This window comes from Candidatus Pantoea gossypiicola (genome assembly GCF_008632075.1).
GTDB lineage: Bacteria > Pseudomonadota > Gammaproteobacteria > Enterobacterales > Enterobacteriaceae > Pantoea > Pantoea gossypiicola.
This window is the reverse complement of sequence record NZ_VWVM01000001.1, coordinates 95,604-110,616: the sequence shown is the minus strand read 5'-3', so window position 1 is coordinate 110,616 and position 15,013 is coordinate 95,604. Positions and strand designations below refer to the sequence as shown.

Below are 15,013 nucleotides of genomic sequence, written 5' to 3'. Positions count from 1 at the left end.
GGGGACTTTCATCCCCTTAATCATCTTCAGGCAAGTAAATCACACTGTGGTGGCAGGCGACAGCTCAGCGCACCCGCCATCACCTCAATCACGAATTCACGCCCGGAGAGCGGTTCACCATCAAGGTTAAAGGTCATCTCGTGCGGAGAGCGAATCGTCAGCGACTCCAGTTGCGTGGTGACAATGCCGGGATTGTCATCGTCGCCGGTCAGCGAGTGCAGCAGCGTCGGCAGCAACTCCTGCGCGGTAACAATACTGACGTCAAGCCGGCCATCGTTGATCAGCGCACCAGGGCATAAGCGCTGACCGCCGCCCGCCTGACGCCCGTTACCGATACCGATAACCAGCGCATCACCCTGCCAGGCGAAATCGGGACCGCTGATTTCGCAGGTATCGGGTTTCAGCGTATCCATGCGCATCAGGCCGTGAATAAAGTAGGAGACACCACCCAGCGCGGATTTCAGCTTTTCCGGTGTTTCTGTGGTGATGCGGGTGCCAAATCCGCCTGTTGCCATATTGATAAAGTAGTGGCTCTTGTTGACTCTGGCCAGATCGATGGCATTCGCTTTGCCCTGAATCGCCAGTCGCAGTGCCGGTTCCATCTCTTCCGGGATGCCGACGCTGGTGGCAAAGTCGTTGGCGGTTCCCAGCGGCAGGATACCCAGCACCGGGCGATGATCGGCATCTGATGCCGCCAGCGCTGTCGCGATCTCATTTATGGTGCCATCGCCACCGCCTGCAACGACGGTTTCCGCCTGCAGCGCAATCGCCTCTTTGACGTACCTGTCGCCATCGCCTTTTTCGAACGTGACACGCACCGCAATGTTGAAGCCTTCTTCACGCAGGGTGGTAATGGCTTCGCGCAGATCATCATTACCCGCGCCTTTCCCATTCAGGATGAGCAGCGTAAGCGGTTTATTATCCATTTTGCGTTCCTTGAAGAACTACAGAGTAAGAAGGGAATGTATAGCACAGCTGCCAGCAGTAAATTATTGGCGAAAGAGAGGAAAAAGAAAACCCGCACGGGGGAGCCGGGCGGGTAAATGAGGTGGTTCCTGGTAAATCTGCCGTTAGTTGTTACTCGTTAGCAGCAGGCGGGACTATAAAGCAGCGCTACGCAGGGGTCTGTGATCCTGTTCTGATTTCCTCAAATTGTTTCCGTTGGTAAACGATTATGAGGATCCCGGGTATCTTCGCTATGGTCAAAGTTGCGCAGCAGCAGCGCAAAACGCAGATCGACCTCTTCCGGCACCCGCAGCCAGACGCGATGGCCATCGCCGGGTGCGACCTCCGTGGGTTCACCGCGGGCATTCTGCAGCGCATCCAGCTGACCATTCAGGTTGCCTTCGGGCGTCATGATCTCCACGCTGTCGTGCAGCATAAACTTGTTCTTCACGGCCACTTCCGCCCATTCGCCCCGACGCTCGCCGGTAAATTCACCAACAAACTGCTGGCGATCCGAGACCGAAAAGCCCTGCTGATAATTCTGGTAGCTGTCGTGAGTATGACGGCGCAGGAAACCTTCGGTATAGCCGCGATGGGCCAGGCCTTCCAGCGTTAACAGCAGTGTGGGATCAAACGGCTTACCGGCCGCGGCATCATCAATCGCCCGGCGATAAACCTGAGCGGTGCGGGCGCAGTAGTAGTAGGACTTGGTGCGTCCCTCAATCTTCAGTGAATGTACGCCCATCTCGCTGAGCCGCTCCACGTGCGCCACTGCGCGCAGATCCCGTGAGTTCATGATGTAGGTGCCGTGCTCATCTTCGAACGCGCTCATCACCTCGCCCGGCTTCATTTTCTCTTCCAGCAGAAATACCTTGTCGGTGGGCTGACCGATGCCCAGCGTGGGCATCACATCCTGTACCGGGATAGGCTCATGAATACCGACGATATTCCCCACTTCATCCTGCTGGCCTTCCGCCACTTTATATTCCCAGCGACAGGCGTTGGTGCAGGTGCCCTGATTCGGATCGCGTTTATTCATATAGCCCGACAGCAGGCAGCGACCGGAATAGGCCATACAGAGCGCGCCATGAACAAAGACTTCCAGCTCCATCTCCGGCACCTGCTGGCGGATCTCAGCGATCTCCTCCAGTGACAGCTCGCGTGACAGAATCACCCGGCTCAACCCCATCTGCTGCCAGAATTTTACCGTGGCCCAGTTGACCGCATTGGCCTGTACCGACAGGTGAATCGGCATCGTCGGGAAAGCCTCACGTACCAGCATGATCAGGCCGGGATCGGACATGATCAGCGCGTCGGGCTGCATCGCCACCACTGGCGTTAAGTCACGAATAAAGGTTTTCAGCTTGGCGTTGTGCGGCGCAATGTTCACTACCACATAGAATTTTTTTCCCAGCGCGTGCGCTTCGTTGATGCCCAGTGCGAGATTCTCGTGGGTAAATTCGTTGTTGCGCACCCGCAGGCTGTAGCGCGGCTGGCCAGCGTAGACGGCATCGGCACCATAAGCGAAGGCGTAACGCATGTTCTTCAGCGTGCCGGCGGGGGAAAGCAGTTCGGGTTTCATGATGTTCTCACTGATGTCAGGTCAGTATGCCGCCTTAAGCGGCAGAAGCAGGGCCGTCAGGCCCTGCAAAAGGTGCGGAATTGTAGGCAGTGAGAAAAGGGAAGTAAATTGATCGGGATCAAACTAGATCAAATGACAGGCGTCCGCTTCCCAGCGATAGCCCATGCCGTAAACGGCACGAATAAAGGGCTGCTCGCTGTCAAGATTCTCCAGCTTGCGTCGCAGATTCTTGATATGGCTGTCGATGGTGCGGTCGGTGACCACGCGATAGTCATCATAGAGATGGTTGAGCAGCTGTTCGCGTGAAAAGACCTTGCCCGGCTCCAGCGACAGGGTTTTCAGCAACCGGAACTCCGCCGGGGTAAGATCCAGCGGCTTTTCACGCCAGCTGGCGAAGAATCGGCTCTCATCAACCCGCAGTAACGAGGCGCTCTGCGGCTCCTCCGCCGACCGTTTTACCCGGCGCAGAATGGTTTTGACCCGCGCCACTACTTCACGCGGGCTGAAGGGTTTACAGATGTAGTCATCCGCGCCCAGCTCCAGCCCCAGCAGCCGATCAATCTCTTCAGTGCGGGCGGTGACCATAATAATCGGCAGCTCGGAATGACGACGGATTTCGCGGCACAGCGTTAAGCCATCAGTGCCCGGCAGCATCAAATCCAGCAGCATTAAATCGGGTGGCGTCTGGCGCACATACTCCAGCACCGCATTGCCGTCGGCGATGTGATGGGTACGGTAGTTCGAGGCGTGCAGATAATCGATCATCAGCTGCGCCAGTTTCGGCTCATCTTCGATCACCAGAATCAGCGGGTCATGGTTTTCCTGGCTCATAAGCGTCTACACAGGGGGAACATAGCGCAAGTGTAGCGCGATTTTCAGTCCACCTAAATCAGAGTGCGCCGCATGAATGTCGCCGCCGTGCGCGTCAGCGATATTTTTACAGATGGCCAGGCCCAGGCCCGAGCCGCCGCTGGCGCGATTGCGCGAGCCTTCGGTGCGGAAAAAACGCTCAAAAATCTGCACCTGATGTTCTCTGTCCACCCCTGGTGCGCTGTCATCAAACTCGATGTGCCAGTGGGGGGCTTCATACTTCAGCGTCACTTCAACCCGTCCACCGCTGTCGGTGTAGCGCAGGCTGTTCTCAAGCAGGTTGGTGAACAGCTGAATCAGGCGGTCGGGATCGCCGAAGAAAGGGGCGTGGTCGGGCAGATTCAGCTTCAGCGTCAGGCCGTGCGCGCGATAACGTTCGGCAAAGCTGCCTGCGGTCACTTCCAGCAGTTGCACCAGATCGGTCGCCTGCTTGCGGTAGGCGAGGGCACCCACGTCCGACAGCGACAGCTGATGCAGGTCTTCGACCAGCTTGGTCAGCACCACGACTTCACTCTGCAGTGAGGCGATAGCGTCTGGCGTCAGTTTGCGTACGCCATCCTGCATCGCTTCCAGTTCACCGCGCAGGATCGCCAGCGGCGTGCGCAACTCATGGGAGATATCAGCCATAAAGGCGCGGCGCATGCTTTCGTTTTTCTCCAGTGAGCTGGCCAGCAGGTTAAAGTCACCGGCCAGCTGGCCCAGCTCATCCCGGCTGCTGACTTCAACGCGGGTGGCAAAATTACCCGCCGCCAGATGATGCGTGCCGTCGACCAGCCGCTTGACCGGTGCCAGCAGGCCACGCGCCATCAGCCAGGTCGCCAGCGCCGCCAGCAGCGTTGACAGCCCCACGATAATCCAGCTGGTTCGCCGCTGCTGTTGATCAAAGTTAATATCGGTACTGCGCGTCAGCCGCTCCGGCGGCGAGCCGATGACCCAGCCGACCACCTTGCCGGTGCTGGTGGTAATGTTGCGGCGTGTCCCCTCCGGCGGCACCGGCGCACGTGGCCCGACCATCACTTTATATTGTTGATCGAGGATCCAGAACTGGGTGCGCCAGCCGTGTGGCGGCAGCTGGCTGTTGCTGTCGGGATTCTGCTCCAGTGAACGCAACATGGTGAAGACCAGCCGATCGTTGTGGCGCAGAAAATCCCAGTTACCGTGTTGCTCATACTGATCGGCCAGCGCATCGCTGAGCAGATTTAACCGCTGCTCATTGCCGCGCTTGATATAGTCGACAAAGCCGTGTTCGAAACTGAGACGAACGCCCCAGTGCATGGTGATCAGCACCAGCATGCAGGTGGCGAAAATCGCCATAAACAGTTTGGCCCCGATGCCCAGGCGCAGGTTAACTCTCATTTTTTTCTCCGGCGTCGCAGATCAACGTTGGTACTTACCTGTGGCGGGACGCGCCAGAACACCAGCGCGGGCAGGATGATAATCAGCGACATGCAAAGGTAGGTATAAATAAACATCTGGTGCTCCGCTGCGCTGTTTGCTGCGCTCTCCTGGGCAAACGCGCCCAGCAGCAGCCCGGCCACAGTGACGCCAATACTCATCGACAGCTGCATAATCATCGACAGCAGACTGTTCCCGCTGGAGGCCAGCTCATCGGGCAACTCCTTCAGCGTCAGGGTATTCATTGACGAGAAGCGGATGGCGTTGACCATGCCCTGCAGAAACAGCACCAGCGGCAGTAGCCAGACCCAGCCCAGGATTGCCACCAGCGGGAACAGCAGGACCACCAGCGCCAGTGCTATGGTCGACATCACCAGCACATTGCGGTAGCCATAGAGATTGACGATGCGCACCACAATGCGCTTCATTCCCATGTTGCCCAGCACCATCGGAATCATCATCAGACCGGCGTGAAACGGGCTGTAACCCATGCCGAGCTGCAGAAAGATTGGCGTCATAAAGGGCAGCATACCGCTGCCGATGCGACCGGTAAAACTGCCGAGCAGGCCAATAGCGTAAACGCGATGATCAAACAGCTTCAGGCTGAACAGAGCGTTATCATTGCCGCGCGCATGCATCAGGTAAAACAGCAGAGAGAACAAGCCAGTGAGTATCATGGCACCCAGCAGCAACGGCGAACCGCCGCTGCTGCGCTGACCATCCAGCGCCAGTGTCAGGAGGGCCATGCCGGTTGCCAGCAGGATAAAGCCGCCGAAATCAAAGCGGCGTGTCTGCATGCTGTAGTTGGGCATCAGCATCAGGGTGGCGATAGCGCCTGCAATGCCGACCGGGATATTAATCAGAAAGATCCAGTGCCAGCTGGTGTACTCCACCAGCACACCGCCCAGCGCCGGGCCGAGCAGCGGACCAATCTGACCGGGGAGGGTCACAAAGGTCATGGCGGACATATATTGCTCGCGCGGCACGATTTTCATCACCGTCAGGCGACCCACCGGCACCATCATGGCCCCGCCAATCCCCTGAACCACGCGCGACAGCACCAGCTGATCCAGCGTGCCGGACAGAGCGCACAGCAGCGAACCCAGGCTGAACAGCACAATCGCGCAGAAGAAGATGTTGCGCACGCCAAAGCGATCCGCCAGCCAGCCGCTGACCGGCAGCATGACGGCCACCGTCAGCACGTAATAGACGATCACCGAGTGCATGTGCAGCGGGCTGACGCCCAGGTCGTGTGCCATCGACGGGATCGCGGTATTGACGATGGTGGTATCCAGCGTCTGCATAAAGAAACCGATGGCAACAATCCACAGTTGCCAGCGGACGTTAGTGCTTTGCGTAGTCATCAATCCCCCCGATCAAGGCGTCACATCCGCCGTCCGTCGTCGCCAGACCCATTACTGTTGCTGCGCGGTGGCCAGCGGGCGTTTTCTGCGCCGCAGCTTATCCATCATTAAATAGACCACCGGCGTTGTGTAGAGCGTCAGCAGCTGACTCATCACCAGGCCGCCCGCGATGGTAATCCCCAGCGGCTGGCGCAGTTCCGCACCGTCGCCGCTGCTCAGCACCAGCGGCAGCGCGCCAAACAGCGCCGCCAGCGTGGTCATCATAATGGGCCGGAAGCGTAACAGGCAGGCCTGGAATATCGCCTCCCGCGCGCTGAGCTGGCCGTTGCGTTCGGCTTCCAGCGCAAAGTCGACCATCATGATGGCGTTCTTTTTCACGATGCCGATGAGCAGCAGAATCCCGATCAGCGCAATCAGGCTGAAGGGCGTATCGAACAGTTCCAGCGCCAGCAGCGCACCGACACCCGCCGAAGGCAGGGTAGAGAGGATTGTCAGCGGATGGACATAGCTCTCATAGAGGATCCCCAGCACGATATAGACTGCCGCTATCGCCGCCAGCATCAACCAGAGCTGGCTGCTCTGCGACTGCTGAAACACCTGCGCGGTTCCGGCAAAGCTGCCGCGCACGCTGGATGGCACGCCGATCGCCGTCATGGTGCGTTCAATCGCTTCCGACGCCTGTGACAGCGATACACCCTCTGGCAGGTTGAACGAGATGGTCGATGCCGCCGACAGCCCTTCATGGTTAACCGACAGCGGCGCATTCGCTGGCTGCCAGTGGGCGAACCACGACAGCGGTATCGCTTTACCTTCGCTGTTAATGACAAACATCTGCGACAGGGCGCTGATATCCTGGGTGTAGCGTGGATCGACCTCCATCACCACTTTGTACTGGTTTAATGGCTGATAGATGGTAGAAATCTGACGCTGACCAAAGGCGTTATTCAGCAGGGCATTGGCCTGAGAGACGTCGATACCGAGCCGCGCCATGCTTTCGCGGTCATAGGTCAGCGCCATCTCGCTGCCTTTATCCTGCTGATCGGAGTTCACGTCCGCCAGCTGCGGCAGGGCAGAAAACGCCTCGCGGATTTTCGGCTCCCACGTCCGCAGCGCGGCGAGATCGTCCGACAGCAGTGAATACTGATAGCCGGCATTCGACTCCCGGCCACCGACCCGCAGATCCTGCACCGCATTCAGATAGAGGCTGGCACCCGGCTCTTTTGCCAGCTTTGTGCGCAGCCGCGCGATGATCTCCACGGCACTCTCTTTGCGCTCTGACAGCGGCTTCAGGGAGATAAACATTGAGCCGCTATTGGTCCGCATGCCACCGGTAAAGCCCACCACGCTGTCTACAGCGGGATCGGCACCGACGATCTCCATAAAATCCTGCAGCTTACTGCGCATCGCCTGAAACGAAATGCTCTGGTCAGCAGAGATAAAGCCGGAGAGTCGCCCGGTATCCTGTTCCGGCATAAAGGTCTTTGGGATATGAACAAACAGCCAGCCGGTCAGGAAGATGGTGGCGAAAAGCAGCAGCATGACCCAGCGTGCATGGTTCAGTACCACGTTAAGCGAACGACCATAACCCTGCTGAATCGCCATCAGCAGCCGGCCTGCGCCGCGCCGACGGGGCTGGCTGCGCGGCCCGTGGGGCTTCAGCAGATACGCGCACATCATCGGTGTCAGGGTGATGGAGATAAATAGCGAGATGATGATCGACACCGACAGCGTAATGGCAAACTCAGAGAAGAAACGACCAATCAGTCCGCCGATCATCAGCAGCGGCAGGAACACGGCAACCAGCGACAGGCTCATCGACAGCACGGTAAAGCCGACTTCCCGTACCCCTTTCAGCGCGGCGGCCAGCGGTTTCATGCCCGCTTCGACGTGGCGGGCAATGTTCTCCAGCACCACAATCGCATCATCCACCACAAAGCCGGTGGCGATGGTCAGCGCCATCAGCGACAGGTTATTCAGGCTGAAGCCGCACAGGTACATTGCGGCAAAGGTGCCGATCAGCGAAACCGGTACGGCGACGGCGGGGATCAGCGTGGCGCGACCGGAGCGCAGGAAAACAAACACCACCAGAATCACCAGCGCCACGGCGATTAACAGAGACTGCTCCACTTCATGCAGCGAGGCGCGAATGGTGGGCGAGCGATCCTGAGCAATCTGCAGATCGATGGCGGCCGGTATCACCTCATGCAGCAGCGGCATTTCGGCACGGATGCGGTCAACCGTATCGATAACGTTGGCTTCAGGCGTTTTGCGGATCAACAGCAGCACGGCCGGTTTACCGCGTGACATCCCGGCGTTGCGTACGTCCTGAACCGAATCTTCCACGGTCGCCACATCTGACAGCTTCACCGCCGCGCCGTTTTTATAATGCACGATCAGCGGCTGATACTCGCGGGCGGTCTGCAGCGCGTCATTGGTGCGCAACTGCCAGCGCTGCTGCACATCATCCAGTGCGCCCTGCGGGCGGCGCTGGTTGGCGTTCGAGATCGCGGTGCGCACCGCATCCAGCGAGACACCTTGATTAAACAGCGCCTGCGGATTCAGCGCTACCCGCACGGCGGGCAGCGAACTGCCCCCCACGGTAACGTCGCCCACGCCCTCGATCTGCGACAGCTTTTGTGCCAGCTGGGTCGAGGCGTAATCATAGAGCTGACCGGGATTGTAGGTATCCGAGGTCAGCGTCATGATCATAATTGGCGCATCAGAGGGGTTCACTTTGCGGTAAGTCGGACGTGAGGGCATCCCGGTCGGCAGCAGGCTTTGCGCCGCATTGATCGCGGCCTGCACATCGCGCGCCGCGCCGTTGATGTCACGATCAAAATCGAACACCAGAATGATGCGGGTGCTGCCCAGCGAACTGGTGGAGGTCATTTCACTGACGCCCGCGATGCGTCCCAGCGAGCGCTCCAGCGGCGTGGCCACCGACGACGCCATAATCTCCGGTGAGGCACCCGGCAGTGATGCCGAGATAACAATCACCGGGAAATCGACCTGTGGCAGCGGGGCAACCGGCAGCAGCCGGAACCCCAGCATGCCCGCAAGGGCGATGGCCAGCGTCAGCAGGGTCGTCGCGACGGGCCGGTGGATAAACAGGGCAAAGAATTTCACTCTGCGGCCTCCGTGCGGCCAAAGCGGCGGCGGGTGGCATACGCCAGCCGATCAAACAGCAGGTAGATCACCGGCGTGGTGAACAGCGTCAGCACCTGGCTCAGAATCAGCCCGCCGACCATGGCAATGCCCAACGGATGACGCAGCTCGGCACCTACGCCGGTGCTGAGCATCAGCGGCAGCGCGCCAAGCAGGGCCGCCAGCGTGGTCATCAGAATCGGGCGGAAGCGCAGCAGGCAGGCCTGATAGATGGCATCTGCCGGCTTCATACCCTGTTCACGTTCGGCTGCAAGCGCAAAGTCGATCATCATGATGGCGTTCTTTTTCACGATGCCGATCAGCAGGATGATGCCGATAATCGCCACGATATCCAGCTCATTGCCGCTGAGCATCAGCGCCAGCAGTGCGCCGACACCTGCGGTGGGCAGCGTCGAGAGAATGGTGATCGGGTGAATAAAGCTCTCATAAAGCACGCCCAGCACGATGTACATCGCGACGATGGCCGCCACAATCAGCCAGACGGTGCTGCTCAGTGCGGCCTCAAACGCCAGCGTGCTGCCCTGGAACTGAGTCATCAGCTCGGCGGGCATGCCAAGCTGCGCTTCCGCCTGCGACACGGCTTTTACCGCGTCTTCCAGTGAATAGCCGTCAGCCACGTTAAACGAGAAGGTCGCCGACGGGAACTGGTCGAGATGGTTAATACTCAGCGGCGTGTGGCGCTGCTCGATGCGGGCAATGGCGCTCAGCGGCACGCTGCCGCCGTCGCTGCTGTTCAGGCGAATCGCATCCAGACTCGCCAGCCCTGGCGTGGCGTTGTTATCCTGCTCCAGCACCACACGATACTGATTCGCCTGGGTATAGATAGTGGAGATCAGCCGCTGCCCAAAGGCGTTATAGAGCGCATTATCGACATCCGCCATGCTGATGCCGAGGCGGCTGGCACTGTCGCGGTCCACGTTGACATAGGCTTCCAGCCCCTGATCCTGCCAGTCGCTGCTGACATCGCGCAGTTGTGGCAGGGTGCTGAGCCGGGTCAGCAGGGCCGGAACCCAGGTGCTGAGCGACGACAGTGAACCCGATTGCAGTGTGAACTGGTACGGTGTGCGGCTGGCCTGGGTATCAATGGTGAGATCCTGCACCGCCTGCAGCCACAACTGCACGCCCGGCACTTCACTGACCTGCTGTTGCAGGCGCTGCTGAATAGCAGGAATACGATCGTCGCGCTGATCCAGCGGCTTGAGGTTGATCTGCAGCCGCGCGCTGTTCAGCGAAGCATTGGTGCCATCCACGCCGACAAACGAGGTCATGCTCTCAACCGCCGGATCTTTCATGATGATGGAGGCAACATCGCGGGTGCGCTGCGCCATACTGGCGTAGGAGACCGACTGCGGGGCCTGCAGCGTACCCTGAATAATGCTGTTGTCCTGCTGCGGGAAAAAGCCTTTCGGGATCACCATCCACAACAGCAGCGTCAGGACCAGCGTGCCCAGCGCCACCGACAGCGTCAGCCAGGGATGATTCAGCACCCGGCTCAGGCCACGACCGTAGGTGGCGACGATACGATCAAACATCGCTTCACTGGCCCGCGAAAAGCGGTTCTGTTTGCGCAGCGACTCCGCGCTCAGCATTCTGGCGCACATCATCGGCGTCAGGGTCAGTGACACCACCGCTGAAATCAGAATCGCCACCGCCAGCGTGACGGCAAATTCACGGAACAGGCGGCCAATCACGTCGCCCATAAACAGCAGCGGAATCAGCACCGCAATCAGTGAGAAGGTGAGGGAGATGATGGTGAAGCCAATTTCTCCGGCCCCTTTCAGCGCGGCGGTCAGCGGTTTTTCCCCTTTCTCGATGTAACGCGAGATGTTCTCAATCACCACGATGGCATCATCGACCACAAAGCCGGTGGCGATGGTCAGTGCCATCAACGTGAGGTTATTAATGGAGAACCCGAGGAAGTACATCGCCGCAAAGGTACCGATCAGCGAAAGCGGCACCGCTACCGCCGGGATTAGCGTGGCGGGTACGTTGCGCAGAAACAGATAGATGATCATCACGACCAGCGCCATCGCCAGTATCAGCTCAAACTGCGTATCGTTGACCGAAGCGCGAATATTGGTGGTGCGGTCAGTGAGCAGTTTAACCTCTACCGATTTTGGCAGAGCGGCGGTCAGGGCGGGCAACATGGCACGGATATTATCTGCCGTGGCGATGATATTGGCGCCAGGCTGACGCTGAACGTTGAGCACAATCGCCGCATCGCGGTTGGCCCAGGCACCGAGCCAGCTGTTTTCTGCTCCCTGTTCGATGGTTGCCACATCCCCCAGACGGACCGGCGCACCATTTTTATAGCTGATGATCAGCTGGCGATAATCTTCTGCCGACTTCATCTGGTCATTGGCTGACAGGGTAACGGAGCGTGTCGGGCCATCCAGGCTGCCTTTAGCCGAGTTGACGTTGGCATTGCTGATCGCGGTCCGCACCGTTTCGCTGGTCAGGCCCAGTGCCGCCAGCGCCTGCGCATTCATCTTCACCCGCACTGCCGGACGCTGACCGCCTGACAGCGTCACCAGCCCGACGCCGCTGACCTGAGAGATTTTCTGTGCGACGCGCGTTTCCACCATATCCTGCACCTGCGTCAGCGGCATGCTGCGAGTGGTAACGGCCAGCGTCATGATCGGCGGATCGGCCGGATTCACTTTGCTGTAGACCGGCGGATTAGGCAGGTCGTTGGGCAGCAGATTAGTGGCAGAGTTAATGGCCGCCTGCACCTCCTGCTCGGCCACATCCAGCGGCAGCGTCAGCTGGAACTGCAGCGTCACTACTGAGGCACCGCCGGAGCTTTGCGACGCCATCTGTTTCAGGCCGGACATCTGACCAAACTGGCGCTCAAGCGGGGCAGTAATCGATGAGGTGACCACATCCGGGCTGGCACCCGGATAGAGCGTGACGACCTGGATGGTCGGATAGTCGACTTCGGGCAGCGCCGAGACCGGCAGGAAGCGGTAGCCCAGTATCCCGGCCAGCAAAATCGCAATCATCAACAGCGTGGTGGCGACCGGGCGCAGAATAAACTGGCGTGACGGCCCGCCACTGTGATCGGGAGGCATGACCTGCATTACTCACGCTCTCCTTTTGACGGCAGGGTCGCGCAGGTGGCGCGCGGCGCGTTGCTCTGTGGCGCGACCACCTCAACTTTCGCGCCTTCGGTCAGGCGATCCAGCCCGTCTGTCACCACGCGCTCACCCGCCTCCAGACCGGCGCTGATCACCACTTTCTCACTATCCTGCAGGCCAGCAATTACGCTTTTTTTGCTGACCTTATTGTCACTGTTAACCACCCAGACAAAGTGGCCTTCGTTGCCCATCTGCAATGCGGCAGGCGGAATGACCACCGCATCCTGCAGGGTGTTGACCTTCAGCCGCACATTGACGAACTGGTTAGGGAACAGCGTGTCGTCCTGATTATCAAAGCGCGCTTTAATTTTGATGGTGCCGGTGGTGACATCAATCTGGTTATCCAGGCTCAGCAGTTTGCCGCTGGCGATCAGATTCTGATTACTGCGATCCCAGGCCTCCACCAGCAACGGCTGGCCGCTTTTCTGCGCCTGCAGAATCGAACTGATGCTGTTTTCTGCAAGGGTAAAAACCACATCAATCGGATGCGTCTGGGTGATCACCACGATACCGGTGGTGTCGCCGCTGGTGACATAGTTGCCAACATCCACCTGTTTCAGCCCGACACGGCCAGCAATCGGCGCGGTGATCCGGCTGTAGGTCAGATTAAGCTGTGCACTGGCGACGCCGCCCTCATCCGCTTTCAGGGTGCCGAGCGTTTCACTCACCAGTGAGCGCTGAGTGTCCAGCTCCTGTTGCGATACCAGCGAGGTTTTTGCCAGCTTCTCGAAGCGTGCCAGGTCGCGACGGGCATTCGCCAGCGTCGCCTGATCTTTCGCCAGCTGGCCCTGAGCCTGGGTTAACGCCACCTGATAAGGCCGCGGGTCGACTTCTGCCAGCAGATCGCCTGCGTTAACCTGCTGGCCTTCGGTGAAGTGGATCGCCAGCAGGTCGCCATTGACCCGACTGCGCACCGTGGCCGTGTTAGCGGCGGTCACCGTTCCCAGTCCGCTGAGGAACTGCGGCACGCTCTGTCGGGTGGCGGTTGCCGCCTGAACCGGTGCGAGGGGACGACGCGCGCCATCACCCCCGCCTTTGCCGCCACGCGGCGCTGGCGAATCGGTCTGGCTGCTGCTCTGCGGCTGGGCATTGTGATGCCAGGCGTAGTAGCCGCCAGCGGCCACGGCGATCAGGGCCAGCACGATCAGGGTTTTCTTCATAACAGGATGTCGGGTGCTCATGATTGTTGATGCTCTCCAGCAGTGACGTAGTCCCAGGCGCAGGCATGAAAGGGGTAGCCTGCAAACGAAAGATTGTAGTCGCCTCTGACCGGCAGAAGTTGAAGGAAATAAGGATATCTGTCAGGGCGGGGTAATTATGCCTGTTCCTGCATTAATCGCAGCACAATCGTCATAAAGGCGTGAAATGACTTTGCTATGCTAAAAAACAGACCGTTTGTCAGGCAAATCAGGAGCAGATAATGAGTCAGAATCAAACCCGGCAGTTGGGTGACAGTGGTATTACGGTGCCGTTACTGACGTTTGGCGGCAACGTGTTTGGCTGGACAGTGGATCAAACCACCTCCTTTTCGCTGCTGGATGCGCTGGTGGATCGAGGGCTGTGGTTTATCGACACCGCCGATGTCTATTCCCGCTGGGCACCCGGTAACAAGGGCGGTGAGTCGGAAACCATTATTGGTGAGTGGCTGAAAAAAAGCGGCAAACGCGATCGGATCGTGCTGGCAACCAAAGTCGGTATGGAACTGTCGCCGGAAAAAACCGGGCTGAAGCCGCAATATATCCGTCAGGCGGTCGAAGATTCACTGCGCCGGTTGCAGACCGACTACATCGACCTCTATCAGGCGCACCGTGACGACCAGGATACGCCGCTGGCCGACACCCTGAGTGCCTTTGACAGTCTGATCCGCGAGGGGAAAGTGCGCGCCATTGGGGCCTCTAACTACAGTGCGGCGCGGCTTGAGGAGGCGTTGCAGGTCAGTGAAACGGAAGGGCTGGCGCGTTATGAAACTCTGCAACCTGAATATAACCTCTATGATCGTCAGCCCTATGAGTCGGAGCTGGAACCAGTGGTCAGGGCACAGGGTCTGGGCGTCATCAACTACTACTCACTGGCCAGCGGTTTTCTCAGTGGTAAATACCGTGATGCAGCGGATGCCAGTAAAAGTGCGCGGGGGCAGGGCGTGGTAGACAAATACCTTAACCCGCGTGGTTTGCGGATCCTCGACGCGCTGGATGCGATTAGCGACGCGCATCAGGTGACACCGACGCAGGTGGCGCTGGCCTGGCAGATTGCCCGGCCCGGTATCACCGCACCGATTGTCAGTGCTACTTCACTGAAGCAGCTCGACGATTTGACGGGCGCGACGCAACTCACGCTGACCCCGGCACAGATTGATCAACTGGACCAGGCCAGCCGCTAATCACAGGGGCGCTAGCGCCCCTTTTTACTTTGTGCCTGTTAAAAAGTGCGCATCCTGCCCGAAGAATAACCATTCAGAGATCCCGATCACAAATGCGTTAATAAACTGATGTTTCAGGAAATTATGCGCACGTATTTACAATAAATGAAGATTAGCCAGCATTATCCTCTGCCCG

The 15,013-nt window shown here is 58.9% G+C and carries 9 protein-coding genes; 1 reads left to right on the top strand and 8 read right to left on the bottom strand.

Annotated elements, in window-relative coordinates:
- Positions 1-26 precede the first annotated feature (26 nt).
- The 8 genes from yegS to F3I20_RS00420 form a co-directional block, all read right to left on the bottom strand.
- Entirely contained in the window at positions 27-926 is a 900-nt protein-coding gene (gene yegS / locus F3I20_RS00460; RefSeq protein ID WP_150037011.1) for a lipid kinase YegS, read from the bottom strand.
- Between the two features lie 221 nt (positions 927-1,147).
- Positions 1,148-2,530 (bottom strand): prephenate-dependent tRNA uridine(34) hydroxylase TrhP, encoded by a 1,383-nt coding sequence (gene trhP, locus F3I20_RS00450; protein WP_150053154.1) that lies wholly within the window; start codon positions 2,528-2,530, stop codon positions 1,148-1,150.
- Between the two features lie 120 nt (positions 2,531-2,650).
- Positions 2,651-3,358: an envelope stress response regulator BaeR gene (baeR, locus tag F3I20_RS00445; protein ID WP_150037013.1), complete on the bottom strand. Its 708-nt coding sequence runs from the start codon at positions 3,356-3,358 to the stop codon at positions 2,651-2,653.
- Between the two features lie 6 nt (positions 3,359-3,364).
- Positions 3,365-4,753 carry an envelope stress sensor histidine kinase BaeS gene (baeS, locus tag F3I20_RS00440; protein WP_150010389.1) on the bottom strand — a complete coding sequence of 463 codons (1,389 nt, stop codon included), beginning with the start codon at positions 4,751-4,753 and terminating at the stop codon, positions 3,365-3,367.
- Complete coding sequence (locus tag F3I20_RS00435) at positions 4,750-6,156, bottom strand: MFS transporter (protein WP_150037014.1); 1,407 nt, start codon at positions 6,154-6,156, stop codon at positions 4,750-4,752. The genes baeS and F3I20_RS00435 overlap by 4 nt, the downstream gene beginning before the upstream one ends.
- A gap of 51 nt (positions 6,157-6,207) precedes the next feature.
- A complete protein-coding gene (gene mdtC, locus F3I20_RS00430; protein ID WP_150037015.1) occupies positions 6,208-9,282 on the bottom strand; it encodes a multidrug efflux RND transporter permease subunit MdtC in 3,075 nt (1,024 codons plus the stop codon).
- The gene (locus F3I20_RS00425) at positions 9,279-12,401 is read right to left on the bottom strand and encodes an MdtB/MuxB family multidrug efflux RND transporter permease subunit (protein ID WP_150010383.1); all 3,123 of its coding nucleotides are present in this window, start codon (positions 12,399-12,401) and stop codon (positions 9,279-9,281) included. Before F3I20_RS00425 ends, mdtC begins: the two co-directional genes overlap by 4 nt.
- Entirely contained in the window at positions 12,401-13,639 is a 1,239-nt protein-coding gene (locus tag F3I20_RS00420) for an MdtA/MuxA family multidrug efflux RND transporter periplasmic adaptor subunit (RefSeq protein ID WP_150037016.1), read from the bottom strand. The genes F3I20_RS00425 and F3I20_RS00420 overlap by 1 nt, the downstream gene beginning before the upstream one ends.
- A 239-nt stretch (positions 13,640-13,878) precedes the next feature.
- Between F3I20_RS00420 and F3I20_RS00415 the strand changes: the two genes are divergently transcribed.
- A complete protein-coding gene (locus F3I20_RS00415; RefSeq protein ID WP_150010379.1) occupies positions 13,879-14,838 on the top strand; it encodes an aldo/keto reductase in 960 nt (319 codons plus the stop codon).
- The last annotated feature ends 175 nt before the right edge of the window (positions 14,839-15,013 follow it).